The sequence below is a fragment of the Telluria aromaticivorans genome (assembly GCF_013003915.1).
Classification (GTDB): Bacteria; Pseudomonadota; Gammaproteobacteria; order Burkholderiales; family Burkholderiaceae_D; genus Telluria; species Telluria aromaticivorans.
This window is the reverse complement of the sequence record NZ_JABAIV010000003.1, coordinates 161,628-186,812: the sequence shown is the minus strand read 5'-3', so window position 1 is coordinate 186,812 and position 25,185 is coordinate 161,628. Positions and strand designations below refer to the sequence as shown.

General features: G+C 66.1%; 29 protein-coding genes and 1 pseudogene. 15 read left to right on the top strand and 15 right to left on the bottom strand.

Features of this window, described 5'->3' with window-relative positions:
• The first annotated feature begins 37 nt into the window (after positions 1-37).
• Positions 38-337: an SbtR family transcriptional regulator gene (locus HGB41_RS10065; protein ID WP_371868500.1), complete on the top strand. Its 300-nt coding sequence runs from the start codon at positions 38-40 to the stop codon at positions 335-337.
• Between the two features lie 128 nt (positions 338-465).
• On the opposite strand, the gene HGB41_RS10060 is transcribed toward HGB41_RS10065, so the two are convergent.
• A complete protein-coding gene (locus HGB41_RS10060; RefSeq protein WP_171083825.1) occupies positions 466-1,413 on the bottom strand; it encodes an alpha/beta fold hydrolase in 948 nt (315 codons plus the stop codon).
• Between the two features lie 247 nt (positions 1,414-1,660).
• On the opposite strand from HGB41_RS10060, the gene HGB41_RS10055 reads away from it, so the two are divergent.
• The 9 genes and pseudogenes from HGB41_RS10055 to HGB41_RS10015 all read left to right on the top strand — a co-directional run bounded on the left by HGB41_RS10055 (position 1,661) and on the right by HGB41_RS10015 (position 8,609).
• The gene (locus tag HGB41_RS10055; protein ID WP_171083823.1) at positions 1,661-2,275 is read left to right on the top strand and encodes a CGNR zinc finger domain-containing protein; all 615 of its coding nucleotides are present in this window, start codon (positions 1,661-1,663) and stop codon (positions 2,273-2,275) included.
• A gap of 524 nt (positions 2,276-2,799) precedes the next feature.
• Positions 2,800-3,228: a response regulator gene (locus HGB41_RS10050; RefSeq protein ID WP_171083821.1), complete on the top strand. Its 429-nt coding sequence runs from the start codon at positions 2,800-2,802 to the stop codon at positions 3,226-3,228.
• A gap of 70 nt (positions 3,229-3,298) precedes the next feature.
• Positions 3,299-3,973 carry a YceI family protein gene (locus tag HGB41_RS10045; protein WP_171083819.1) on the top strand — a complete coding sequence of 225 codons (675 nt, stop codon included), beginning with the start codon at positions 3,299-3,301 and terminating at the stop codon, positions 3,971-3,973.
• A 224-nt stretch (positions 3,974-4,197) separates the two neighbouring features.
• On the top strand, positions 4,198-4,674 hold the full coding sequence (locus HGB41_RS10040; protein WP_371868499.1) for an SRPBCC family protein: 477 nt from the start codon (positions 4,198-4,200) through the stop codon (positions 4,672-4,674).
• Positions 4,675-5,127: 453 nt separating this feature from the next.
• A pseudogene (locus tag HGB41_RS10035) lies at positions 5,128-6,069 on the top strand (substrate binding domain-containing protein).
• A gap of 161 nt (positions 6,070-6,230) precedes the next feature.
• Positions 6,231-6,968, top strand: coding sequence for an SDR family NAD(P)-dependent oxidoreductase (locus HGB41_RS10030; RefSeq protein ID WP_171083816.1), 738 nt, complete (start codon positions 6,231-6,233; stop codon positions 6,966-6,968).
• Between the two features lie 34 nt (positions 6,969-7,002).
• Positions 7,003-7,215 (top strand): tautomerase family protein, encoded by a 213-nt coding sequence (locus HGB41_RS10025; RefSeq protein WP_171083814.1) that lies wholly within the window; start codon positions 7,003-7,005, stop codon positions 7,213-7,215.
• Positions 7,216-7,270: 55 nt separating this feature from the next.
• Positions 7,271-7,693: a MarR family winged helix-turn-helix transcriptional regulator gene (locus tag HGB41_RS10020; RefSeq protein ID WP_171083812.1), complete on the top strand. Its 423-nt coding sequence runs from the start codon at positions 7,271-7,273 to the stop codon at positions 7,691-7,693.
• Between the two features lie 106 nt (positions 7,694-7,799).
• Positions 7,800-8,609 (top strand): SDR family NAD(P)-dependent oxidoreductase, encoded by an 810-nt coding sequence (locus tag HGB41_RS10015; protein ID WP_171083810.1) that lies wholly within the window; start codon positions 7,800-7,802, stop codon positions 8,607-8,609.
• An 18-nt stretch (positions 8,610-8,627) separates the two neighbouring features.
• Here HGB41_RS10015 and HGB41_RS10010 read toward each other — a convergent pair whose 3' ends face one another.
• Positions 8,628-9,206 carry a DUF6130 family protein gene (locus HGB41_RS10010; protein ID WP_308788930.1) on the bottom strand — a complete coding sequence of 193 codons (579 nt, stop codon included), beginning with the start codon at positions 9,204-9,206 and terminating at the stop codon, positions 8,628-8,630.
• Positions 9,207-9,397: 191 nt separating this feature from the next.
• On the opposite strand from HGB41_RS10010, the gene HGB41_RS10005 reads away from it, so the two are divergent.
• Both HGB41_RS10005 and HGB41_RS10000 read left to right on the top strand, forming a co-directional pair.
• Complete coding sequence (locus tag HGB41_RS10005) at positions 9,398-9,814, top strand: cupin domain-containing protein (RefSeq protein WP_171083809.1); 417 nt, start codon at positions 9,398-9,400, stop codon at positions 9,812-9,814.
• 17 nt (positions 9,815-9,831) lie between these two features.
• Entirely contained in the window at positions 9,832-10,905 is a 1,074-nt protein-coding gene (locus HGB41_RS10000; protein ID WP_171083807.1) for a thioredoxin family protein, read from the top strand.
• A gap of 77 nt (positions 10,906-10,982) precedes the next feature.
• Here the strand turns inward: HGB41_RS10000 and HGB41_RS09995 are convergent, their stop codons facing one another.
• The 13 genes from HGB41_RS09995 to HGB41_RS09935 form a co-directional block, all read right to left on the bottom strand.
• Positions 10,983-11,369: a hypothetical protein gene (locus tag HGB41_RS09995; protein ID WP_171083805.1), complete on the bottom strand. Its 387-nt coding sequence runs from the start codon at positions 11,367-11,369 to the stop codon at positions 10,983-10,985.
• The gene (locus HGB41_RS09990; RefSeq protein WP_229422962.1) at positions 11,366-11,821 is read right to left on the bottom strand and encodes a DoxX family membrane protein; all 456 of its coding nucleotides are present in this window, start codon (positions 11,819-11,821) and stop codon (positions 11,366-11,368) included. Before HGB41_RS09990 ends, HGB41_RS09995 begins: the two co-directional genes overlap by 4 nt.
• A 32-nt stretch (positions 11,822-11,853) precedes the next feature.
• Entirely contained in the window at positions 11,854-12,672 is an 819-nt protein-coding gene (locus HGB41_RS09985; RefSeq protein WP_171083801.1) for an alpha/beta hydrolase, read from the bottom strand.
• Between the two features lie 35 nt (positions 12,673-12,707).
• On the bottom strand, positions 12,708-13,463 hold the full coding sequence (locus HGB41_RS09980; RefSeq protein ID WP_171083799.1) for an HvfC/BufC N-terminal domain-containing protein: 756 nt from the start codon (positions 13,461-13,463) through the stop codon (positions 12,708-12,710).
• Entirely contained in the window at positions 13,460-14,305 is an 846-nt protein-coding gene (bufB, locus tag HGB41_RS09975) for an MNIO family bufferin maturase (RefSeq protein ID WP_171083797.1), read from the bottom strand. The genes HGB41_RS09980 and bufB overlap by 4 nt, the downstream gene beginning before the upstream one ends.
• A gap of 64 nt (positions 14,306-14,369) precedes the next feature.
• Positions 14,370-14,639: a BufA2 family periplasmic bufferin-type metallophore gene (gene bufA2, locus HGB41_RS09970; protein WP_171083795.1), complete on the bottom strand. Its 270-nt coding sequence runs from the start codon at positions 14,637-14,639 to the stop codon at positions 14,370-14,372.
• Positions 14,640-14,692: 53 nt separating this feature from the next.
• Entirely contained in the window at positions 14,693-15,439 is a 747-nt protein-coding gene (locus HGB41_RS09965) for an alpha/beta hydrolase (protein WP_171083793.1), read from the bottom strand.
• Between the two features lie 9 nt (positions 15,440-15,448).
• Positions 15,449-15,718 carry a BufA1 family periplasmic bufferin-type metallophore gene (locus tag HGB41_RS09960; protein WP_171083791.1) on the bottom strand — a complete coding sequence of 90 codons (270 nt, stop codon included), beginning with the start codon at positions 15,716-15,718 and terminating at the stop codon, positions 15,449-15,451.
• 55 nt (positions 15,719-15,773) lie between these two features.
• A complete protein-coding gene (locus HGB41_RS09955) occupies positions 15,774-16,106 on the bottom strand; it encodes a CzcE family metal-binding protein (protein ID WP_171083790.1) in 333 nt (110 codons plus the stop codon).
• A 163-nt stretch (positions 16,107-16,269) separates the two neighbouring features.
• Complete coding sequence (locus tag HGB41_RS09950) at positions 16,270-17,595, bottom strand: ATP-binding protein (protein WP_171083788.1); 1,326 nt, start codon at positions 17,593-17,595, stop codon at positions 16,270-16,272.
• Positions 17,592-18,332: a response regulator gene (locus tag HGB41_RS09945; protein ID WP_171083786.1), complete on the bottom strand. Its 741-nt coding sequence runs from the start codon at positions 18,330-18,332 to the stop codon at positions 17,592-17,594. Before HGB41_RS09945 ends, HGB41_RS09950 begins: the two co-directional genes overlap by 4 nt.
• A gap of 45 nt (positions 18,333-18,377) precedes the next feature.
• Entirely contained in the window at positions 18,378-18,866 is a 489-nt protein-coding gene (locus HGB41_RS09940) for a MarR family winged helix-turn-helix transcriptional regulator (protein WP_171083785.1), read from the bottom strand.
• Positions 18,867-18,939: 73 nt separating this feature from the next.
• On the bottom strand, positions 18,940-20,124 hold the full coding sequence (locus HGB41_RS09935) for an MFS transporter (RefSeq protein ID WP_171083783.1): 1,185 nt from the start codon (positions 20,122-20,124) through the stop codon (positions 18,940-18,942).
• A 436-nt stretch (positions 20,125-20,560) separates the two neighbouring features.
• On the opposite strand from HGB41_RS09935, the gene HGB41_RS09930 reads away from it, so the two are divergent.
• The 3 genes from HGB41_RS09930 to HGB41_RS09920 all read left to right on the top strand — a co-directional run bounded on the left by HGB41_RS09930 (position 20,561) and on the right by HGB41_RS09920 (position 25,184).
• Complete coding sequence (locus HGB41_RS09930) at positions 20,561-20,980, top strand: Ohr family peroxiredoxin (protein WP_171083781.1); 420 nt, start codon at positions 20,561-20,563, stop codon at positions 20,978-20,980.
• Between the two features lie 140 nt (positions 20,981-21,120).
• Positions 21,121-23,073, top strand: coding sequence for a putative bifunctional diguanylate cyclase/phosphodiesterase (locus HGB41_RS09925; RefSeq protein ID WP_171083779.1), 1,953 nt, complete (start codon positions 21,121-21,123; stop codon positions 23,071-23,073).
• Positions 23,074-23,228: 155 nt separating this feature from the next.
• Entirely contained in the window at positions 23,229-25,184 is a 1,956-nt protein-coding gene (locus HGB41_RS09920; protein ID WP_171083777.1) for a TOL_0244 family TonB-dependent receptor, read from the top strand.
• The last annotated feature ends 1 nt before the right edge of the window (position 25,185 follow it).

The window sequence follows — 25,185 nt, the reverse complement described above, 5'->3', positions numbered from 1 at the left end:
TAACGATTGAACTGCTCGAAGCGCTTGCCTGGCTGATGTGTTACACGCGCTTCCTCGCCACCAAACAGGGTTTGCTGCAGCGCTTCGTTCGGGCGATGCGAAGTACGATAGCTTGCCCGACTATTTCCGTAGCCGCTTTGAGCCGGCGCTGGCCATGCTCCTGACTTCCGCTGCCAATGCAGGAGTAACTCGCGGGGACATTGCCCCTTATGATTTGCTGCGTGCCATTGGCAACCTTTCATTTTTGTCTGATGACGATGCGGTAATGCATACTGAATGGATGATCAGTTTACTAATTGCCGGACTGCGGTTTGGGGCGCAACAGCAGGCAAGCTAGACTTGCCTGCAACGTAAGTCATTACCTGACGTCGCACTGCGCGCTCCAGTATTCCCTTTATGGTCTGACAAAAATGTGTCGGACTACTTCTGGTATGGACGATCGCGTCGCAAACCACGCCAGCGATGTCAGTTGCTGACGTTTTTCTGTAGGAAGGCATGGACGACCGGGATGATTTCTGCGGCATGAGTCTCCAGCGCGAAATGTCCCGTATCGTAGAAGTGCACCTCGGCCTTGGGAATGTCCCGTTTCCAAGCCTGAGCGCCGGCAGGAAGGAAGTACGGATCATTCTTTCCCCAAACCGCAAGCAGTGGAGGCTGATGCTTGCGGAAGTACGCTTGGAATTGCGGGTACATGCGCACGTTTGACGCGTAATCAAGGATGAGGTCGAGCTGGATATCGGCATTGCCAGGGCGCGATACGTGCAGTCCCTCGAGCGTGTACCCATCGGGCGAGACCTTGCTCGTGTCGCTGACCCCTTCGAGATATTGCCATTTAACAGAAGCAGCGGTGGGGAAATCACGCAGAGCCGCACGGTTTTCCGCTGTTGGGGCTTGCCAGTATCGCTTGATGTCGTCCCAGCCTTTAGCCAAGCCCTCTTCATAAGCATTCCCATTCTGGGAAACAATCGCACTGATTCGGGAGGGATGCGCTGTTGCCAAGCGCCATCCGACAGGAGCGCCATAGTCATGGACCACGATCGCGTAGCGATTCAGCTTGAGCTGCTCCGTGAACTTATTCATCGTGTTCGCGATATTGTCGAATGTGTAGGAATATTTGCTGCGATCGGGCGCTTCCGTGTAACCGAAGGACGGAAGGTCGGGCGCCACAACATGGTATCGATCGCTTAATGCCGCGATCAGGTCTCGATACATGTACGACGAGGCTGCAAAACCGTGCAAGAGAAGCACGGTAGGCGCGGTAGGATTGCCCGCCTCGCGGTAGAAGACGTTGACGTCGCCAACTTTCTCAAAGCGGTAGCGTACCTCTGTCGAGTTGGCTGCATCTGCGTCGCCGACGATTCCTGCGATAAGCGCTGCCGCAGCAGCAGTGGCAATGGTAGTCGAAGTGTTCATCTGATGATCTCCATAGTAACCTGCAAAATTGCACGATCAGGTTACGCACGACAGGATAACCCGTCAAGCACTTTTTTAGCGGTTACTAGAGTGTTTTATCCACAGCCAGCTTTCTACAGGCTGGAGGTGGCAGAATGCCCATGGCTGACGCTCCGAGGGGTATGTGAACATCCGAAAAATAACTGGTATCATAAGATATGAACGGTTAGTTTGTAGGCTGCCGCATTGCTGGGAAAGAGAGAAGTGCATGGTAGAGATCAGGAATCTGGGTGGGTCCATCCAGGAAGGAGCGCCGACGCTAGGTGATCACTTGGCAATGGATATGCTTAATACGCAGGTGCGAAGCGGTAACGCGCTTATTGAGCATTGGAATACCGGGGCGGATGTACTCGGATGGCTAGCGCGTTACGGCATCGTGCCGCCTGCAGGGTGTGAGGGTTCCGACGAGCAGGTTTTAGTTGCTCAAATACACGCACTTCGGGCAGTTGCGCGCGAGGTGATCACTCGATGCAAACGTGGTGAAACCTTTGATGTCAGCGGATTAAATGCCTATCTTGACGCGTATCTCACTTCGCCAAAGCTGCTGCGCTCTAACGAGGGAAAGTGCGTGCTGGTCCGCATGCCGCGAGGTGGGATCATTCCTTCCTTGCTCGGCCCGGTCGCTCAGGCGGTGGCAGAGTTGCTTGTCGAAGGTAACTTTGACCTGGTCAGGCAGTGCGAGCATCCTGAGTGCGTCCTCTGGTTTTATGACCGAACGAAAGCCCATAAGCGCCGTTGGTGCAGCATGGCCATCTGTGGGAATCGTTATAAAGCAGCTCAGTTTAGAAAGCGGAACAACGACACTGCTCTCCTGTCGGAGTAAAACAGCGCGCACTCGTGCCTTAGCGGCACCTCGATTCGATCCAGTCGGATCATTGATCGTGACGAAGTAGAGATCCTGGCCAGGTGAGAGCGGCTCGCACTCATGAGGTAACGAAGTCTTTGAGGGTACGCGTTAGGGTAGGCAGGAGATGTAGTTAAGGGAGAGGTAGTTCTACCGTCTCCGCCAAGTTGCAAAACGGGAAGCCACCGCAGGTGGCTTTTTCTTTTTGCAACTCGGCAGAGGCGAGGTGTTGCAGGGCGTGGGGCGCCCTGCAACACGCGCTCTCCGCGTGTCGCTAAGGCGGTAGATTCCAAGGGTTTCGTGTAGTTCGATTCGCACAAACATATGGGCGAGTTCTTGTGCTGCGTGATACTGGTAGTTAAGCGTGGACACGGCGCAATCTACCATAATAGGTAGTGAGCAGGCTTGCAATATATGCAATAGTATTGCTACGTGAAAGTACGACAGCGCAAGACTGTCACTTCGTTCCCCGAAGAATTAATACTTTGCCCTTTCCAAACACCATGCCCACAAAAATCGGTTTGCAACTGATGTTGGTCGATCCTGATGATGACTTGCGGCTCCTTTTAAAGACTTTACTTCAGATGACTGGCTGCCGAGTCAGGACTGCAAAAAACTGGGGGGAAGCCATTGCGTTGATCGACGCAAACCCGCCTGACCTTATTTTCACTGAGCTTTTTCTGGGCGGTGCGACGGGTCTTGATTTCGGCAGCCGGATTCGCTCGATGCCTTGCGCCAAGGATACCTTCCTTGTCGCGCTAACCGGCCTCTATTATCAGGGCATTGCAAGACAGGCATGGGCCGCCGGGTTTGACAGGTTTCTGCTCAAGCCCGTCCAGATTGATCAGATCCTGGACGTCGTACGGGGTGTAGCGAAGGCCCGTGGTTACTGTTTAAATGAACTGGATAGCAATCTGATCGCGGCTGCGTGATCGTGGAGCGGCGAATATGACTGCACCAGGAAGAACGGTTCCTGAGCCCAAGCCGTCCCGGCCAGCCGCCATGAAGTGCTTCCTTCCCTTGCTTTCGCTACTGGCCGCCTGTGGATCCCAGCTGGCGCCGCCAGTGCCGGGGCCAGGAGAGGCGCCAGGTTCGTATCGTGCATGGGCGACTACTGGTACCGCCGTTTATGAAGTCGACCCGCGTGCCTCGCTGCTGGCCATCACGGTGCGCCGCGCGGGCCTGATGGCGCGACTCGGGCACGACCACGTGGTGGCCAGCCGCACGCTGTCGGGCTATGTCGCGCCTGGCGCGGGCAAGGCAGACGTCTCGTTCCGTGTCGACCAGATGACCGTCGACGAGCCGCAGCTGCTGCGCGAAGCGGGCATCCTCAAACAGCCGTCGTCGCAAGCGGTCGAAGGCACGCGCGCGAACATGCTCGGTCCGGTGCTCGAGGCGCAGCGCTTTCCCATGGTGGCGCTACGTGCGGAACGGCAGGCCGACAGCAGGCTGCGCGTCGCCGTTACGCTGCACGGCGTCACGCGCTGGCTGGCGCTACCGGCCACAGTCCGGGCCGACGCGGCACAGGTGATCGCGAGCGGAACGGCACGCGTGAAGCAGACCGATTTTGGCATCACGCCGTTTTCAATAGGAGGCGGACTGCTATCGGTACAGGACGAGCTGGAGGTGCGCTACCACATCGTCGCGCGGCGCTGGAGTCCGTTCGTTGGCCCATAGGGGAGGACCAAACTCCACCTGCGAAGCCTGCCACAGCCAACGGCTGATCAGAGTGTGCTGAGGCTTGTGACGCAAGCGCACCCGCATGTTACGCTCGGCGAATGCTACATCGCATCTCAATCGTACTATTGCGGGCGTGCGCCGTGTGCGCCGTGTGCGCCGTGTCGGCCTGGGGCACTGCCGCAGTGGCAGCACAGCCGGGCGAACCCAGGTTTGAACTTGACGTGGAACGTGTCGTTGGCTCCGATGGAGGTAAGGTCTACCAGATCACTTCGAGCGGCACGGTGGCAGCCACTCCGACCGTTGTCTGGCGTATTCTCACCGATTACAACCATTTGGCTGATTACCTGCCAAACATGAAAAGCGCTCGTGTGGTTTCTCGCAATGGCGACAGGGTCATCGTCGAACAACTGGGCATCGCACGCTTTCTATACTTCAGCCGGGACATCCGTTTGGTGGTGCAGGTGCACGAACGGGCGCCAAATCGCATCGACATCAGCATGATTGACGGCGACATGAAAGCTTACCGCGCCAGCTGGGAGCTGAGTCCTTTGGCTGGGGCGGCTGGCACCAAGGTGGTGTACAACGCGACGATCGAACCGAAGTTTGACGTGCCAGGGATCATAGGGCTAAGCGTGGTCAGGAAGGACATTGCCAGGATGATGGCTGCAGTGTTCTTGCGATTGGATCGGCAGGAGTAGCATCTTATGCATGGGCCGCGTTGGTAAGCGAATAACGGTCACGAGCGGAATGTCGTATTCCGCCACGGACCGGGCCGCAGCCGACTGCCCATGGGGTCTTGATGTTGCTCTCTGCCTCGATGTATAAGGCTGTCCGGTCGTCCGTGCGCTTGCTGAAAGGCCGACCAGACAGTCCTGATAGCTTGCGTTCTAAGACGATGCGGCCAGATTGTCGTAGTCCTTCACGCTGTAGAGCCTCGGGTGCTTCCGTCTGTCAAACAGCAAGGAGGAGCGTCGCCCTGGCTTGGTCAACGCGCGCAACGCGGTCTCCATCGGGATGCCGCGGATGGCCAGTGAGCGGACCGCGGGCATTGTTCCGTATATTTTTGCTGCCTTAATCGCGACTTCAAGGTATCCCGCCAACGCAGTTGCGTCACCATTAAACGCCCCCCAACCCCGCACTGAAGCACGTCAATGACCCGCCAATTCGACGACATCCTGCTCGGCAGCATCGAACTCTTCTGCTCAACCGCCTAGCTCGGCAGTTTCACCGCCGCCGCCACGGCTGCCGCAGTCACGCCGGCCGCGGTCAGCCGGGCGGTTTCGCGGCTCGAGGCGCGCCTCGGCGTGCGGCTGTTCGTGCGCACGACACGCACGCTGGCCCTGAGCGAGGCCGGCCGGGAATACTACCTGCGGTGCCGCGCCGCCCTCGACCAGTTGGTGGAGGCCGAACGCGTGGTCACTGGAGGCCAGAGCGCGCCGATGGGCCTGCTTCGCATCAGCATGCCGACACCGTACGGTCATTACCGCCTGCTGCCGCTGTTGCCGGCATTCTCTCGCCGCTATCCCGAGGGTCGGGTCGAGTTCCACCTGAGTAATCGGAACGTCGACTTCGCCGAGGAAGGATTCGACCTGGCGATCCGCGGCCGTGCCCCGCTTGATTCCACCATGATCGCGCGCCACCTGGAGGACGCGGAGCTGGTCGTGGTGGCCTCGCCCGGCTACCTGGCCGACAGAGGCAGGCCGGAGACGCTCGCGGACCTGGGCAGTCATAACTGCATCCAGTTCGCACTGCCCAGCAGCGGCCGCAACATCCCCTGGGTGTTCACGGACGAAGGACGCGAACTTGAACTGGCGACGTCCGGCACCTACGGCTGCGCCGAGGACATCCTGGGTGCGGTCACGCTGGCGCGCGCCGGCGGCGGCCTGTTCCAGACCTACCGATTCGTTGTCGAGGACGACCTGCGCGCGGGGCGCATGGTGGAACTGCTGGCCCGGCATGGCGGACGCACGCGGCCGTTCTGCCTGCTCTATCCGCATGCGCGCCACGTCGCCCTGCGGGTGCGCGTCTTCGTGGACTTCCTGGTCGAAAAGCTGCGCGTACCTGCGTCCCCGGCACGCCGGGACGTCGGCTGAACGGCACCGCGATAGCGCTATTCATTACACGGTGTATCGATTGTCTTGCACCCAACCATCTTTTTCCTTTCCTGATCCCTGCCTATAGTGGTTCCCATGGACGACGCGCTGGATCCGAGACGGCGCTTTCCACCCCACCACTTCAGGGAAAAGGAAATACCATGAACCAGCAGCCCCGCACTATCATCATCACCGGCGCCTCGAGCGGCATCGGCCTGGCCCTAGCCGAGGCCTACCTGAAACGCGGCGACCGGGTCGTCGGCAATGCCCGCAGCAGCGAACGCCTGGAGGCAGCCGCTGCCGCCCTGGGCCATCCCGGCAGTTTCGTCGGCGTGGCCGGCGACATCGCCGAGCCGGCCACCGCGCAGGCCCTGTTCCGCACCGCCATCGAGCGTTTCGGCCGGATCGACGTCCTGATTAACAACGCCGGCATCTTCATCGCCAAGCCCTTCGCGGATTACACGCCCGAGGACGTTCAGCGCCTGGTCGCCACCAACCTGATGGGCTTCTTCTATCCTTCGCAGCTGGCGGCCACGCACATGGCGGCAAACGGCGCCGGCCACATCGTGAACATTACGGCCAGCGTCGCTCTGCAGCCGAACGGCAAGGCGCCCGCAGTGCTGCCGGTGCTGGTCAAGGGCGGCCTGAACAGCGCGACGCGCGCCCTGGCGCTGGAACTGGCCCCGCATGGCGTCAAGGTGACCGCCGTGGCCCCCGGGATCATCGATACCCCGTTGCACCCGGACGGGGCGCACGAATTCCTCAAGGGCCTGCAGCCAAGCGGCGCCTATGGCCAGGTGAAGGACATTGTCGACGCCGTGCTGTACATGACCGATGCCAGCTTCACCACCGGCGTGGTGCTCAGCGTCGACGGCGGCGCCACTGCCGGCGTCTGGTAAGCAACTTCACCCACAGCCCAACAGGAGAAACCCCATGCCCTACATCCTCGTGCAAGTGACCGACGAAGGCGTCACCCGCGAACAGAAAGCCCGGATCATCGCCGGCGCCACCGACCTCATGGTCGAGGTGCTCGGCAAGGACCCCGAGTCCACCTTCGTCCTCATCGACGAAGTCAAGACCGACAACTGGGGCCACGGAGGCGAGATGGTCACGCTACGGCGCCAGCGCGAGCGCCGCGGCGGCTAACCCGCGATCGTTGATTGTGCTTGACATGTGTGGGCACACACCTCAAGATCGGTCCATGGCTACCACGGACCGACTCGATTCCTGCAACTGCTTTGCCTCGCGCAAGGCGGCGCGCCTGATCACCAAGCTGTACGAGGATCACTTGGCGCCTGCCGGCCTGACCAGCTCGCAATTTGCGCTACTTGCCCACCTCGACGAAGTAGGCAAGGCCCCGCTGCGCGACCTGGTAGAGGCGCTGGCGATGGAGCGCACCAGCATCGTGCGCGCCTTGCAGCCGCTCGAACGCGAGGGCCTCGCGGCCCAGGCGCCCGACCGTGACGACGCGCGCCGCAACGTGATCAGCCTGAGCGCGGCAGGGCGTGCCCGCCTGCGACAAGCCATCCCGCTGTGGCAGGCAGCGCAAGCCGAATTTGAACGCCGCTACGGCAGCAGCCTGGCACAGCAGATGCGCGACTCGGTGCGCAGCCTGGAGCCCTGAATTTTTTTAACCCGACGTGTGCATATGCACACCAATTTGTAGTCAAACGTGCCCGAAGCTGTGCATATACACACCAGCCGGGCCTACCCACCTGAAGGAGAGCAGCATGAACCCATCCCACCTCGGTACCGCCGTGGTTACCGGCGCCTCGACCGGCATTGGCGCCCTGTACGCGGAGCGCCTGGCGGCGCGCGGATACGACCTGGTCCTGGTTGCACGCAACGGCGTGCGCCTGTTGGAACTGTCGGCGCGCCTGCAGGCGCAGACCGGCCGCAGCGTGCGCGCCATCAGCGCCGACCTCGGCGATCGCGCAGACCTGGCCCGTATCGAAACCTTGCTGCGGGAAGACAGCGCGATCACCATGCTGGTCAATAACGCCGGTGTCGGAGCGACCGCGCCGCTGCTGGCGTCAAGCATCGACCGGATGGAAGCGATGATCGCCCTGAACGTCACTGCGCTGACCCGCCTGAGCTATGCAGCGGCGCCCGGCTTTGTCGCGCGCGGCCAGGGGACCATCGTCAACATCGCCTCGATCGTGGCGCTCGCCCCGGAAATCCTGAACGGCGTCTACGGTGCCAGCAAAGCCTATGTGCTGGCGCTGAGCCAGTCGCTCCAGCACGAATTGCAGGACAAGGGCGTGCGCGTGCAGGCGGTCTTGCCTGGCGCCACCGCCACGGACTTCTGGAGCACGGCCGGGACCCCGGTCGAGCACTTGCCGCAGGAAATCGTGATGCGCGCCGACAGCATGGTCGATGCGGCGCTGGCCGGCCTGGATGCCGGCGAGCTGGTGACCATCCCGGGCCTGGAAGATGGCGCCAAGTATGCGGCCTACGAGGCGGCGCGCCTGGCCATGCATCCGGAGCTGTCGACGTCGATCCCGGCCAGCCGCTACCGCGCGCTCGTGCCTGCCAGCTGAATCTGGCGTCCTGACGGTTCAGTGCCCGTGGCTGGCGCCGCCCGCCCCGGGCACGGTCACCTCGACGGTTTCGCCGCCGAGGATCCGATGGGTCGGGTCGGCCATCTCCAGCTTGAGCTTGTGCCGGCCGGGGGGCAGGCCGACGATAATGATCGGGTCGGTGCTGGTATGGGCCCAGGTCGGCGGCCCCTGGTCGACGGTGACGTGCAGGTGTCCCAGCCGCGGCGATACCTCTGCGGCCTTGGGCCCGACTACCGCCATGGTGCGCAGGTTCTCGGTACGGAATTGCAGGATGATGACGCCGCGCGCCAGCGCCTCTGGAACCGGCGGATGGACCGCCAGCCTGGGCGGCGGCTCGGACGCGAGCGGCAGCACGGGAGGCGCGCGTCCGGCCTGGGCCAGGGCGGCAGGGCAGGGCATGCCAAGCAAAACGGCAAACAGCGCCGCGGCAACGCGCCTGGACAGTGGGGTGGGGTGTGCTGGCATGGTGCGTCCTTTCAGGACAATGGCGGCCACCGCTTCAATATCGGCCGCAGCCGCGCGCTTGTCAAGCAGGCCGCCGAGGTGCTGGACCGGGTGCTGCAGTTGTTCCGGCAACACTCCTGAGCAGCGCGCGCCCGCGATTGTTGCGCAATGTGTCTGGGGACTTGCCGACACATGAGCGGCCGGTGCAGACACAATCCCGACATGCGCCAGACACCGGGGCGCGGTGTAATGGACTTACCGCTGAAACAGCCACGACGCCATCCCGGCCGCGGCGCATCAGCATCCACCCAAGGGGAACACACATGAACGCATATGGATTGAAGGGCGCACTGGCGCTCGCACTGGCAGCGGGGATCGCATGCCCGCTCGCCGCGATGGCGCAGCAGCTCGACGCCAACGGTATCGGCCGCACCGAGGTGGTGCGGCACGCCTTCGATGGCGGCCGCGAGGCGCTCCAGGTGAAGGTCGACTTCGGGCCGCACGTGGCCTTCCCGAAGCACTCCCATCCGGGCGTGGAAATCGCCTACGTGCTGGAAGGGGCGATCGAATACGTCGTCGACGGCAAGCCCATCACCCTCAAGGCGGGCCAGTCGCTGTATATCCCGGCCGGCGCAGTCCACTCGGCCAGGAACCTGGGCGGCGGCATTGCATCGGAACTGGCGACCTATGTGGTCGACAAGCACAAGCCGGTGCTGGTCCTCGACCAGCCCTCGAAATAAGCGCACAGGAGGGACACATGAAACGACGCATACGCGCCGCGGTTTGGACCTTCGCCACGGCCTGCGCCCTGGCGGCGCTGGTGGCTGCCACCAGCCCGACCAGCGCCGCCGACGGCCCCGGCGCCCTGCAGGTCGAAGGCAAGGCGCCCGGTTTCGCAGGCGCCACCACCTGGCTCAACTCTGCGCCCCTCGGCCCCGCGCAGTTGCGCGGCAAGGTGGTGCTGGTCGACTTCTGGACCTACTCGTGCATCAACTGCATCCGCACCATTCCCTATGTGCGCGCCTGGGCGCAGAAATACCGTGACCAGGGCCTGGCGGTGGTCGGCGTGCACACGCCCGAGTTCCGGTTCGAAGAGGACCTGGCCAACGTGAATGCGGCGCTGAAGCGCTTCCAGATCGATTTTCCGGTGGCGGTCGACAGCCGGCACGCGATCTGGCGCGCCTGGGGCAACCGCTACTGGCCGGCCTATTACCTGGTCGACGGCGCAGGCCGGATCCGCTACCACCAGTTCGGTGAGGGCGACTTCGACAAGATGGAGCGCGCGATCCAGGCACTGCTGGCCGAACAGCGCGGCGCGCCCCTTAGCGACACCAGCCTGGTCGCGCCAATTGCCCGCGGCGAACAGATGGCGCCCGACGCCGGCAGCATCGCATCCGGGGAAACCTATGTCGGCTACCGCAAGGCCGACAATTTCCGCTCGCCGGAACGGTTGCGCGCCGGCGTGGCCCAGTCCTACACCGTGGGGCGGCTGGCGCTCAACGAGTGGGGCCTGGCCGGGCGCTGGCAGGTCGGCGCGGAAAGCGCGCAGGCGCTGGAAGCGGGCGCTGCGATCGCGCACCAGTTCAGCGCGCGCGACCTGCACCTTGTGCTTGGCCCAGGCGAGCCGGGACGCAAGCTGCGCATCCGAGTCACCCTGGATGGCAAGGCGCCCGGCGCCGACCACGGCAGCGACATCGATGCCGCCGGCGAGGGCGTGATCGACGGCACCCGCCTGTACCAGCTGGTGCGCCAAAGCGGCGTGCGCCAGCGCCGCTTCGAGATCCGTTTCCTCGACCGCGGCGCCGAGGCCTACGCCTTTACCTTCGGCTGAGTCCCGGGCGCCGGGCAGGCACATGAAAAAAAGGCGGCGATCTGGTATCGCCGCCTTTTTTGCTGCCTGCGTGCGGCTCAATCGGAGGACATCTGGCCCTTGGCGCCTTCGCGCCACACCCGGGTGCGTCCCAGCAGGCGGGTAGCCAGGAAGTTGTCGCCCAGGCTGGCGCCGATGCCGAAACTGAGCGCGCAGTCATAGGCTTCTTGCCCGGCCACCGGGGTGAAGCGGCTATTCCACGCGGTGGCGGCCGGCTGCGCCAGCTTGCGCGCAGGTTGTGGCGTCACCGGCGCCTCTTGCAGGGCGCCGGTCACGGCTTTGCGCAGCAGCGCCGGTGCGATGGCGGTGGCGCCGCACTGGCCCCCGCCACAGACCTCCTCGCCGGCTTGCGCCGTCCCGGACAGGGCCAGCACCAGCCCTGCCGTCCAACTGCGCCCCAGGTGGCGGCGAGGGGGGCGGCTCATCGCGCACTCCTGCGTTCGTTAGCCGGCGCCGGAGCGCGCGCGAAAGCATGGTCGAGCGAGATGGCCCCGCCGCCACGTGCCACCAGCGCCAGCAGCAGCGCCGCCCAGCCCAGGTGGGTCGGCCAGGCAGCCGGGTAGACGAATACCTGAATCACCGCCGTCATCCCCAGCAGGGCCAGGGCCGACAGGCGCGTGGACAGGCCGAGCAGCAACAGCAGCGGGAACAGGTGTTCCGACACGGTCGCCAGCTGGGCCGCCGTCTCCGGCGGGAGCAGGGGCAACTGGTATTCGTACTCGAACAGCTGGTAGGTGGCGTCCTTGATGGTAAACAGGCCGTCGACCTTGGCGCGTCCGGCGCGCCAGAAAGTCGTGGCCGCCGCGGTGCGCGCCAGCAGCAGCAGGACCGAGGGTGGAAGCAGGCGCGCGGCGCGCTGCATTGAAATGGCGTTCATGTGGGTGTTCTCCTTGTGCAAAGATGGATGGATCAGGTGCGCCATGTGCCGATCCGCACCAGGGCGAGCACGGCGTCGGCGAAGGCAGGCGGCGCCGCGATGGCGCCGCCTTCCAGCACGATGGCCGCCGTGGCGCTGGCCGGCGGCTGGGTGAAGCGGCGCTCCAGCGCGGCGTAGCGCGGATCGGGAGCCGCGTCCGGATTGGCCGGCGCGTGGCGCGACAGCCAGGCGTGCGCGACGACGCGGGCGTAATCCGGGTTGTCCCGGCCTGGCGCGCTGCGTTCCAATGCGCGCCGGCCGGCCGCGCTGGCATACAGGTAGCGCTCGCGCGGGCCGGTATGGTCGATGCGTCCGGCGCCGGCCAGTACCAGGCCGACGCAGCGCGTCGGGCGCACCCGCGAGGCCGCCCAGGCGGCATGGGCGCCCCAGCCGGAGCCGGCGAAGACGGCTTCCGGAATGTGCAGGGCGTCGATGAAGTCAAGCAGGTCCTTGCCGAGCGCAGCCTGCTGACCCGAGCGCGGCGTGCCGGCATCGATGAAGCGGGTGGCGCCATGGCCGCGCAGCTGCGGGACCAGCACCCGCAAGCCGGCAGCGGCCAGCAGCGGCGCGCTTGTGGCGAAGCTGTCGATGCCGTAGCCGAAGTCGTGCACCAGCACCACCGGGCGCCCGTCAGCGGGGCCGGCGGCGAAATAGGCCATTTCCAGCAGCCCGGTCGATACCCGTTCGGCGGCCACGGGCGCACCGCCGGCGCCGGGCAGGGCGGCGACCGAAGGCAGTGCCGGCAAGGCGAAGGCCGCCAGGCTGGCCGCCTGGCGCAGGAAATGACGCCGCAGGAGAAAAGATTCGTGCATGGTGGGTCCTCGATGCGAAGTGAAGAGGCGTGCGTTCACGGCGTGCTTGACGCGTCCGTGACCAGTCCCGCCCCGATCCAGTCGGCCAGCAAGGCGCCGGCGCGCGCCACGCCCGCGTCTTCGCCCAGGCGTTCGGCCAGCAAGTCGCAGATGCCGGCGAAGCTGCCCTGTGCCGCAAGCGCGGCCAGCGCCTGGCCCTCGAGCGCGTCAGCCGCCCTCAGGCAGGACACAAAACCGCTGCGCCAGACCACATGCCATCCTGGCTCGGCCAGCATGGCCGCTTCCGGCGCTGCGCCGGCGTCCGACATGGCGTGCCAGACATCGGCGGCATTGGTCAGGGCCCGCGCCAGGCGCAGGCTGGGCGTGAGTCCCAGGCGCATGCCGTCCCAGTCGAGTGCGGCCAGGGCGGCCGGGGTCAGCGGGGCGGCATCGGCTGCCACGAAGGCCGAACCGAGCGCCAGTTCGATCCAGGCCAGTTCGTGCAGGTCGGGGTTATCGGGAAACAGCTTCTGGAGCGTGGCGCCGAAATCCTGCGCATAGGCGTCCAGCGTCCATTCGTACGGCGGAAAGGCGCCGATGTGCTTGATGACCGCGTGCAGGAAGGCGTCCTCGCCCATGCGGGCGCGCAGCAGCGGATACGAGGCCCGCAGGCAGCCCACGAGCTGGGCCCGGTAATTGTTCTGGTAAACCGTGAGCCCGGCACTGTGCGCTGCGGGCAGGCGCGCCGCCGCGGCAGCCTCGCCGGTGACCAGCCACAGGCGGAAGTCGCGTTGCAGGTCGCGCAGCATCATGCCTCCCACGCGAGGGGTGCGGCGCGCTCCAGGGCGCGGGCTATATCGAGCTCGGCCAGCAGCTCGCCGAGCGGCGGGATTGCCGCGTCGCGCTCGATCATGGTCGCCACCGGGCCGCAGCGCGTGCGCGCTTCCGCGTACAGCGCCCACACCGCGGCGGACACCGGGCCGTCATGGGTATCGACCAGCAAGTCGCCGCTCCTGCTGTGACCCGCAAGGTGGATCTGGTGCACCTGCCCGGCCGGGATCCCGTCGAGAAAGGCGAACGGGTCGAAGCCGTGGTTGGCGGCGCTCACGGCCAGGTTGTTCACGTCCAGCAGCAGGCCGCAGCCGGTGCGCCGGCACATCGCGGCGAGGAATTCCCATTCGCTCATCGCGCCGGGAAACTGCAGGTAGCTGGAAGGATTTTCGAACAGCATGGCGCGCCCCAGCGCGTCCTGGGCCATGTTGATATTGCTGCAGACCAGGCTGAGTGCTTCCGCGGTATACGGCAGCGGCAGCAGGTCGTGCGAATTGAAGCCGTCGATGCGCGACCAGCTCAGGTGGTCGGTGACGTACAGCGGCTCGATCTCGTCGGCCAGGGCGCGCAGGCGCTCCAGGTAATCCCGGCGCAGGCCGTCGCTGGAGCCGATCGACATCGACACGCCGTGCAGCACCACCGGATGGCGCGCGCGTACCTGGCGCAGGATGTGGCGCGGCTGGCCGCCCGCCACCATGAAGTTTTCGGAGGTGACTTCGACGAAGTCGACCGCGACGTCGGTATCGAGGAAATCCGGATAGTGCTCGCGGCGCAGGCCGAGGCCGAAGCCGGAGAAGACCGGAGGGGAGGGAAATGCCGGCATGGGTGCCTCGCGAAAAATGCGGTTGCGAACAGGCCCGCCTGCTTGCCAGGCGGGCCTGGCTTGCTTATTCCTTCTCGGTGACGGTGCCGCCCAGCGCCTTGCACTCGGTCGGGGTCTTGACCAGCACGCCCTGGGCCTTGCAGTCGTTCAGGCCCTTGCAGTCGTTCTTGGCAGTGGCGCACAGGCTTTCGCCCTTGCAGTTGTTGATGCCATAGCAGCGGCCCGGCTTTTCCTTCTCTGCCGAGACGGACGGATTGGACATGCCGAGGGCGGCCAGGGCCAGCAGGGCGATGGCGCCGGCCTTGCCGACGCGCGAAGAGGTGGAAATATTCATGGTGTTGTTCCTTTCAGGTGGGTGGTTGGCGCCGCCAGGCGGCACCGGGGAGATCAGAGGGTGTCAACGGCGGCCTGCTCGATCAGCGCGGCCACCTTTTCCGGGTTCGACAGCTGCACCGCGTGGCTGGATGCGATCTCGATGGTGCGGGCGCGGGCCCGCTTGTACATCATGCGTTGCGTGTCCGGGTGCAGGAACCGGTCATTGGTCGCGACCACCGCGTAACTGGGCTTGTCGCGCCACGCCGCGGCGTAGGCCGGTGCATACACGAAGGCCTGGGTGGTCGGCACTTGCGAGGCTGCCAGGAAGGCGGCCCGGTTGGGCGTGAGGTCGGCCGCGAAGTTCTGGTGGAAGCGCGCGCGGTCGGCCCAGTAATAGCCTGCCCAGTCGGGCCTGGCCACCGGCTCCGCGGGGATTGCGCCGAGCAGCTGGCCGCTGTTTTCGCCGACCTGCGGCGCCAGCGCGGCTACGTACACCAGGGCCTTGACCTTGGCGCCTTCGCCGGCATGGCCGATCACCGTGCCGCCCATGCCGCTGCCGACCAGGACGACCTTGCCGAACTGGTTGAACAGCACGCGCCGGGTGGCGGCGATGTCTTCCTCGAGCGTGTCGTGGGAGAGCGGCACAACGGTTACCTGGAAACCCTTGTGGCGGAGGATGTCGTGCACCACGCGCCAGCTGGCGCCGTCGATGAAAGTGCCGGGGACGATCACGACGTTCTTCGTGTCGGCCGGCGCGGCCTGGGCCAGGGCCGGCGCGAACACGGCGGCGGCCAGCATCAGGGAAGCAAAAGCGTTCATGCGGCGTCCTTACTTGCGCGGGGTCAGCGAGCCGTAGCCCTTGGGGGTCTTGATGGTGGTGCAGCTGCCTTTTTCGACCAGCGTCCAGGCATCGCCCTGGTAGTCGGACACCGAGGTGGCGGCGCAGGACGTGCCTTCGCCGGCGGCGCAGTCGTTATGGCCGGCGAGCGAGACGCCGTAGCATTTCTCCATCGGTTTCTTGACGTCGGCGGCATGGGCGCCGGCGGCGCACAGGCTCAGGGCAAAGGCGGCGGCAAAGGCGGCGCGGGTAGGGTGCATGGTGTTCTCCTGAAGGTGGGAATGTAGAAAAAAACTGCCCGGGGCGGATCGGCTGTCAGAAATCGAGGTATTGCGGGCCCGCGGCGATGTAGACCAGGACCTCCTGGCCGCTCCCGTCGCGCGGCAGGATGCGCGACAGGGGGACGACGGTGACGTTTGGCGCGGCCTGCACGAACCAGGTGACGCTGCGTTCTCCCTGGCGGATGGCGACGGTCTCGCCGTTCCTGACGTTGAGGTAGCGGGTGTTGGCCTTGACCTCGAGGACGCGTTCTGCAATGGCGCCGGTGCCGACCGGGCCGACGTCGGGACCGGTGGCGGCGGGTGCGGCCTGGGCGGCGCCGCCGAGGGCGAGCGCCAGCAGGAAGAGGCTGGTGGTGATCTTGTGCATGATGGTTCTCCGGGTGGTGAGCGACGGCGTCGCGACAGGAACCATTAGGCGCCCGCGATATGTCGCGGGTATCTCCGGCATGTGTCGGAAGGGGGCGCTTGTGTGTCGGCGCCCGGACTGGACATATTCGGAAACAAAGGCGCCGCCCGCGGCGCCGCGCGCATCAGGCGGCGCGCAGCACCAGGCGGGCCTCGAGTCCGCCGCCGGGGCGGTTGTGCAGGGTCAGTTCGGCCGGTAGCGCGGCGGCCAGCTGGCGCGCGATGGCCAGTCCCAGTCCGGTGCCGCCGGTCTCGCGGTTGCGCGAGCTTTCGAGCCGGTAGAAGGGCTCGAACACGGCTTCCAGCATGTCTTCGGGGATGCCCTGCCCGCGGTCGAGCACGCGGATCACGGGCGCTCCCGGCACCCCGCAATCGAGTACCAGCTCTGCCTGGCCGGCATACTTGAGGGCGTTGTCGACCAGGTTGCAGACGATGCGGCGCAGGGCCTTCGGCCGGGTGTGGACGATGGCCCCGGGCGGGGCGGCAAGGCACAGGGCGGCCCCGCCGTCGCGGTAGTCGAGCGCGATGCTGTCGAGCAGGCTGGCCAGGTCCAGGGGACAGGCCGGTTCCAGCTTGCCGTGCATCGCGCGGGCATAGTCCAGGCCTTCGCGCACCAGGTGCTGCAGCTCCGACAGGTCAGCGCCGAGTTTCTGCTGCAGTGCCGGGTCGTCGGCCAGGTCGATGCGCAGGCGCATGCGGGTGATCGGGGTTTGCAGGTCGTGCGAGATCGCAGCCAGGATGCGCAGGCGCTCGTCGACATAGCCGGCGATACGGCGCTGCATGGCGTTCAGCGCGCGGGTGGCACGCAGCACTTCGGACGGCCCGTGTTCCGGCAGCTCGGCCGGGCGCAGGTCGGGGCCCAGCGCGTCGGCGGCTTCGGCCAGCGCGCGCAGCGGGGCGGTGGCGAGGCGCACGGCCAGCCAGCAGCTCAGCGCCACCAGCGCCAGCTGCGCTCCCAGCACATAGGGCAGCCAGGGCGACAATGGCAGGCCGGGGCGCGGCCGGAACTCGATCGTGAGCGGATCTCCGTCGGCCAGCTGCAGGTGCAGCTGGAAACGTTCGCGCGGACCGGCCAGCGCATGCGCGCTGAAAGCATAACCGGGGGTCAGCGCCCGTGTGGCCGAGCGCAGCAGGCGGGTGGACAGCGCCGCTTCTACCGGCGGGCCGGACTGGCCGGTGCCAGGCAGGAAACGGTAGCCGCTGCGTTCGAGTTGCGGCAGCCAGGCGGCGCGCTCGGCGCGCGGCAGGCGGTCGAGCAGGGCGACGGCAGCGCGCAGGTCGACCTCGACGGTATCGATCATCGCGCCCATGTTCACCTCGTCGCGCTCGCCGATGGCGAGTGTGGCCGACAACAGCTGGGCCGCGGTCAGCCCGGCCACCAGGATCAGCGACAGGCGCGCGAACAGGCTGGGCGGCGCCAGGCGGGCCAGCAGCGCGCGCAGCGGCTTCATGATGCGCTTTCGAGCAGCTCGACCGGGCTGGCAAAGACATAGCCCTCGTTGCGCAGGGTCTTGATGTAGCGCGGCTCGCGCGCCCCGTCGCGCAGGCGCTGGCGCAGGCGGCTGACCAAGATGTCGATCGAGCGGTCGAACTGGTCGGCGTCGTGGCCGTGGGTCAGTTCCAGCAACTGGTCGCGCGTCAACACGCGCTGCGGATGGTCGAGGAAGACGCGCAGCAGGCGGTATTCGGCGCCGCTGACCGGCACCGCGACGCCGTCGGCGTCGAGCAGGTGGCGCGCCACGGTGTCGACCCGCCACTCGCCGAAACCGAGCAGGGTGGCGGCCTGGGTCAGCTGCATGTTGGGCGGCAGCATGCGGGTGCGGCGCAGCACGGCGCGGATGCGCGCCAGTAGTTCGCGCACCGAGAACGGTTTGGGCATGTAGTCGTCGGCGCCGATTTCGAGCCCGACCACGCGGTCGAATTCCTCGTCGCGCGCAGTCAGCATCAGGATCGGCACCGTGCGGTGCTTGCCGGCCCGCAGTTCGCGGCACAGCACCAGGCCGTCGTCGCCGGGCAGCATCAGGTCGAGCACGATGGCGTCCGGGGTGAAGCGCTGCAGCACGGCGCGCATTTCGCGCCCGTCCGCGGCCGCAGTGGTACGCAGGCCCTGTTTTTCGAGGTAGGCGCAGACCAGCTCGCGGATGCCGCGGTCGTCGTCCACCACCAGCACGTGGTCAGTATCGCGCATGGCAGCCTCCCTGAACGTGGGCTGCCGGGGCACGCAGCGCGGGGCTTAATCCGCTGCCGGCGCCTTCTCGTACCTGCCGGCGTTCTCCAGCAGGTTGGCGCGCAGGGTGACCAGGGTGCGGTGAAGTTCGGCCGACTGCTCCGGCGTGAAGCGGGTTTCCGACACCACGCCCTTGCCCAGTGCGCTCAGGCGCAGCCGGTGCCCAGCCTCGGTCAGCCCGACCCGCACCTGGCGTTCGTCCCTGGGGTCGCGCTGGCGCCGCACATAACCCATCGCCTCGAGTTTCTTGAGGATGGGGGTCAGGGTATTCGATTCCAGGAACAGCTTTTCCCCCAGGCCCGTCACGGTCTGGTCGTCCTCTTCCCACAGCGCGATGATGGCGATGTACTGGGTATAGGTCAGGCCGAGTTGCTCCAGGACCGGCTTGTAGGCCTTGCCCAGCGCCAGGTTGGTCGAATAGATCGCGAAGCACAGGAACTCGTCCAGCCTCTTGACACCCGGGTCGCCGGGTTTCACGCGCGCTGCCGTTTTCATTGCCGTTCTCCTTGGTTGCATGGTCATGGCGATTATATATCGCGCCCGATTTTTTCAATATACGGTCCATGGCTTATCCTGCCTGGGCGGTGGCGCCGGCGGCGCCAGGCGCGCTGGTGGCGCGGATGCGGCGGTCGGCCAGCACGGCGACGCCGAAAGCGAGCGCCAGCAGCGCGCCGGCCAGCAGCCCGATGTCGTGGCGCTCGAACAGGGCGATTGCGGCGCCGCCCAGCACGCCGGCCGACGACACGCCGGCGTAGAGCGCGGCGGAATTCAGGCCCATCAGCAGCGGCGCGGCGGCCGGCGCCAGCCCGATCAGGCGGTGCTGCTGCGGCACCAGCAGGCCCCAGCCGCAAACTGCCCAGACTACGATGGCCGGCAACGCGCTCCACAGGTGTGCCGAGGTCCACGGGGTCAGGGCGAAGTTGACGGCGCCCACCAGCAAGGCGCCGAAGATGATGCGGCGGCTGCCGAGGCGGTCGGTCAGGCGTCCCGCGACCAGGTTGCCGGCGGTGGCGGCAACACCCCAGATCAGCAGCAGGCCGGCCAGTACGCCGGGGGCGCCGGCGGTGACGCGGTCGAAGATCACGCCGATATAGGTGTAGACCGAGAACATGCCCGCATAGGCAACCAGGGTGGTCAGCAGCACCAGGGCGATGCGGGTGTCCTTGAGCGGCGCCAGGCGCTGGCGCAGGGTGGCGGCCGGCAGCGGCGGGATCGCCGGCAGCAGGAGCCAGACCCCAAGGCCGGCCAGGGTGCCGAGGATGCTGACGAACCACATCGTGCTGCGCCAGTCGTCCAGGCCGGCGATCAGGGTGCCAAGGGGCGCGCCGAGGGCGGTGGCACTCGACAATCCGGCGATCACGATGGCCAGGGCCGTCGCGCGCCGCTCCGGCGGGACCAGCGCAGCGCCGGTGGCGGTGGCGGTCGGGCTGTACATCGCCGCGCCCAGCCCGGCGATCACGCGGCTGGCCAGCACCCATCCGATCGAGGGGGCCAGCGCCGTCATCGCGTTGCCGGCGACGAACACGCCCAGGCCGGCCAGCAGCAGGCGCTTGCGCGGCCAGTGCGCCAGCATCGCCGCAACCGTGGGCGAGAGCAGGGCGTAGCTCAGCGCATACAGGGTCACCATCTGCCCGGCAAGCGGGATCGAGACCCCGAGCGAGGCGGCAACCTGGGGCAGGATGCCGGCGACGACGAAACTGTCGGTGCCGACTGCAAACATGCCGGAAGCCAGCACGAGTAAACGTCGATCCATGGGGAAAGCTCCTTCGATGAAATAGGTTGGCGGCACGGCGGACCAGACCGGGGCAGACGGCTGCGTTCAAGGCTGGCTACGCGCGCAACATGCATGTGGCGCCTGGAGCCGGGTAATCCTGAAGTGTTAGATGTATCGGATGCGACAGGAATGAATTGAACTCTAGAACATGCCGATGCACATGTCAAGCGCGGGCGAGACAATCGCACGCGAGGTATATCTTTTTCCATCAGTGCTTCCAGTGTCTGCGCGGCCTTGCGCTTGCTCAGCTACCCATGTTCCGTCGCGCTGACGGATTGGGTGCCTTGGGCGGCGCTTCTGCCCAGGGATGCTCGACGGGAAATTTTCAAAGACGACGGGCAACACCTTGAATAATCCGGTATGATACTTCGCATGCGATGCAATCGGCATCGCTACATTTATCAAGGAAATCATTATGACCAGCATCGACAACATCCTCTACACAGGCAAGACCCGCGTCACCGGCGGCCGCGACGGCGCGGCGCGCAGTCCGGACGGGCGCCTCGACGTGCCGCTTGCGCATTTCAACTCGCGTGCGCCAGGCACCAATCCCGAGCAGCTGCTTGCGGCCGGCTGGGGCGCCTGCTACCTGGGGGCGCTGCAGGGCGCGTTCCGCGAAGCCAGCCTGGCGTTTCCGGCGGATGCCGCAATCGACGTCGAGGTCGACCTGGGCGTCAACCCGGGGAATGACTATCGCCTGCAGGCGCGCTTCCTGGTCGAACTGCCCGGCGTGGACGCCGGCCTTGCCGGGCAGCTGACCGAGCGTGCGCATGCTACCTGCCCCTACTCCAAGGCGCTGCATGCCAACCTGCAGGTTGTGACCCGGGTGGCCTGAGGCTGCCTGCGCGCGGTTCGTCGCCCGCTGCGGCGCCCTCCCGTAGTGGCGTCGCATCGTGCCGGGATATGGGCCCTAAGCCGCAAGCGGATGCGCTTTCGGGGCTATACTTCATGCATTGCGCATGACGTGGAGCAGCCATGTCCGAACCGCCGAGCAGGGAACCCGCGGGCAGCACCGGCGACGGGCTCTCGTTGCAGCGCGCCTTGCGCGCGCACCGGACGCTGAGCGCCAGCAACCGGACGTTATTGCGCGCAACCGACGAAACCCGGTTGCTGTGCGACATGTGCACGGTGGCGGTCGAGCAGGGAGGCTATGTGCGCGCCGGTGTGAACTATGCCGGCCCCGGACCCGACCGGCGCCTGCACTGGATGGTGTGGATGGGTTGCGAAAACGGCAGGGCCACCGCGATCGATGTCCACGATCTCAACGAGGCAGGGTATACCTGGGCCGACACCCCGCTGGGACAGGATGCCACCGCGATCGCGATCCGCACCGGCAAGCCATTCACGCGCCGCGACGTCAATGAAGGGCCGGTATTCCAGGAGCCAGGCTACGAGGCGCTGCGAAGGCGCGTCGAGCAGGAAGGCTACCGATCGCTGACCGCCTTTCCGCTGGCCTGTGGCGACGAGGTGATCGGCGCGCTGTTCATGGCGGCGGCCGAGCCGGACGCCTTCGACGAGCAGGAAATCAGCCTGCTGGGCGAGCTCGCCGACGACCTTGCCTTTGGGATCCTTACGCTGCGCCTGCGGCGCGAGCACGAGCTGGCGCAAGAGACAATCAGGCGCCTGACGCTGTTCGATACCCTGACCGGCTTGCCCAACCGGGCGGGCATGTTCCAGCTGCTGCGCGAGCGGATCGCGGCCGCGCACGCCGCCGGACGGGGGCTCGCCATCGTGCATATCGGGGTCGAGAAGTTCCACGAGATCGGCAATGCGCTCGGGATGGACGCTGTCGAATGCCTGATGAAGACCCTGGCCGTCCGCCTGGTGGCAAGCATGCCGCAGGGCACGCCGGTCGTGATGCCGGGCGAAGGAGAGTTTGCGATCGTGCTCGACGACGCCGGCCTCGATGCCGCCGTGACCTGCGCCCGTACTGCCCTGGCCGTGCATGCCGAGCCGGTGGAGGCCTCGTGCGCGCTGATCGCGCCCCACCTGGCGGCGGGGATCTCCCTGTTTCCGGACCATGCGGTATCGGCGGAGAGCTTGGCACGCCGCGCCAGCGCCGCCATGCGCCTGGCGCAGCGCTCGGCAGAGGGGATCGCCGTGTACCCGGCCGGCCATGAGCAGGAGATTTCCGGGCGCCTTGCGATGATGGGCCGGCTGCGGCAGGCGATCGAGCAAGGCCAGTTGGAGATGGTTTGCCAGCCGAAGGTCGACATGCGTACGCGCAGCGCATTCGGCGCCGAAGCGCTGGTCCGCTGGCGTGACCCGCAGCTTGGTGCGATCGCACCAAGCGTCTTTATTCCACTGGCCGAGCAGGGCGGCATGATTTCCGCGATTACAGAGTGGATGGTGCACGCGGCCTTCCGCCAGGTGCATGACTGGCAGCGGGATGGCAACCCCGCGTCGCTATCGGTCAACCTGTCTGCGCACGACATCCAGAACCCCGCCTTCATCGACCGCATCCATCGCCTGGCCCTGGCCCTGGCGATTCCCGACAATTCGATTCAGTTCGAGTTGACCGAGAGCGCGCTGATGGACGATCCGGACACGGCCATGCAGTCGCTGGCGCGGCTGAGCGACATGGGTTTCGAGATCTGGATCGACGATTTCGGCACCGGCTACTCGAGCCTGAGCTACCTGCAACGGTTTCCGATTCATGCTATCAAGATCGACCAGTCCTTCGTGCGCCTCATGAGCGTGAGCAGCGGCTCTAGCGCCATTGTCCACGCCACCATCGACCTCGGGCACCACCTTGGCCTGTATGTCGTGGCCGAGGGCGTCGAGGACCAGGCGGCATGGTCCTGCCTGGCGGCCCAGGGTTGCGACGTGGCCCAGGGCTATTTTGTGGCCAAGCCCATGCCGGTTTCCCAATTTAACAACTGGAAGACCTCCTGGAACAAGGCCCAGCCCGGGCCGGGCGTGCACTGAGCGGGCGATCCGGCGCCGCTTGCAAATCTGGAACCAATCGGTATGCTCTTCTGATAAACTTCCCCGTTTGCAATGATTTGCGCGGCGGGCCCAGCTTGCTGTCCCGCTCCACCGTGCTCCAGCACGGCCTGTCCAATCCACGTCACCACGTTGCCATGATCTTGCGTCATTCGCTGCCCGCCTGTCTGCCATGCCTTCCCCTGACCCGCATCGCCCAGGCCGCCTGCCTCGCCGCCGGCATGCTCGCACTGCCGGCCCATGCTGACTCCCAGCCGGAAGAACTCGAAGCGCTGAGCATCGAAGCCTTGTCGAACCTGCGCGTCACCTCGGTCTCGCGCCGTTCCGAGCCGGTGGCCGATGCCGCCGCCTCCGTGTTCGTCATCAGCAGCGACAGCATCCGCCGCTCGGGCTATACCACGCTGCCGGAAGCGCTGCGCCTGGCGCCCAACCTGCAGGTAGCGCGGGTTGATGCGCGCAACTATGCCGTCACCGCGCGCGGCTTCAACAGCGCCTTCGAAAATAAACTGCTGGTGCTGATCGATGGCCGCAGCGTCTACACCCCGCTGTTCTCGGGCGTGTTCTGGGATGCCCAGGACGTGCTGCTGGAAGATGTCGAACGCATCGAAGTCATCAGCGGCGCCGGCGCCACCATGTGGGGCGCCAACGCCGTCAACGGCGTCATCAACATCATCACCAAGGCCGCCGGCGCCACCCAGGGCACGCAGCTCAGTGCCGCGGGCCAGCCCGACCTGCGTACCGGCTCGGTACGCCATGGCGGGGCACTCGCCAATGGCGGGCGCTACCGCGTGTATGCCAAGGCACTCGAGCAGGACGACATCGAACGCCAGAACGGGCTGGACAGCCTGACCGGCTACCGCCGCGCCCAGGCCGGCTTCCGCGCCGACTGGGGGCAGGGTACCGAGACCGCGACCTTCCAGGGCGACGCCTACAAGGGCGCGCTGCACCAGCAGGGCACGCGCGACATTTATATCGCCGGCGCCAACCTGCTGGGCCGCAAGACCATGCGCCTGGCGGGCGGTTCCGAACTGATGGCCCAGGCCTACTGGGATTTCACCGAGCGTAACCAGCCCGGCGCCTTCATCGAGCACCTCAATACCCTCGACCTGCAGCTGCAATCCACGGTCACCCTGGCCGAGCGCCACCGCCTGGTCTGGGGCGCGGGCTACCGCAAGTCCTTCGACCGCCTCGAGAACGGCGCGGCCTTCGGCTTCCTGCCGGGCAGTTTGAACCTGCATTGGGGTAACGTGTTCGTGCAGGACGAGATGGACCTTACCGATAACGTACGCGTGATCGCCGGCGCCAAGTTCGAACATAACAACTACACCGGCTGGGAATTCCTGCCGACCCTGCGCCTGGCCTGGAAACCATCGGGCGAGAGCCTGGCCTGGGCCTCGGCCTCGCGCACCGTGCGCGCGCCGTCGCGCATCGACCGCGATTTCTACAGCCCGACCCGGCCGGCCGTGGTGAACGGCGTGCCGCAGTTCGCCCTGGCGGGCGGCCCCGACTTCAAGTCGGAAGTGGCGAATGTGTTCGAACTGGGCTACCGCATCGCGCTGACGCCTGGCCTGTCGTATTCGGCTACTGCCTTCCTGAGCGACTATGACCGTCTGCGCACGCTCGAGCCAAACCCGAACGGTTCCGGCTCGGTCTTCAGTAACAAGGCGCACGGCCGCACCAAGGGCGTCGAGATGTGGTCGACCTGGGAAGCCAGCGCCGCGCTGCGCCTGTCTGCAGGCCTGGTGGTGCAGAACGTGCGCACCGCAACGGATCCCGGCAGCCGCGACTCGAGCGCGGCCACTGGCCTGGCCACCAGCGACCCAAGCAACTACTGGACGCTGCGTGCCTCGTACGACATCGTCCCCGGCCACGCGTTCGACGCGCTGCTGCGCCATCACGGCAAGCTGAGCCGCCCGGAAGTGCCGTCCTACGAGTCGCTCGACCTGAACTACACCTGGCGCGTCAACAAGGGGCTCGACCTGTCCATCAGCGGCCGCAACCTGCTGGATGCGGCCCATCCGGAATACGGCGGCGGCGTAAATCGCAGCGTGTACGAACGCAGCCTCGGCGCGAAGCTGGTGTGGCGCCTCTAGC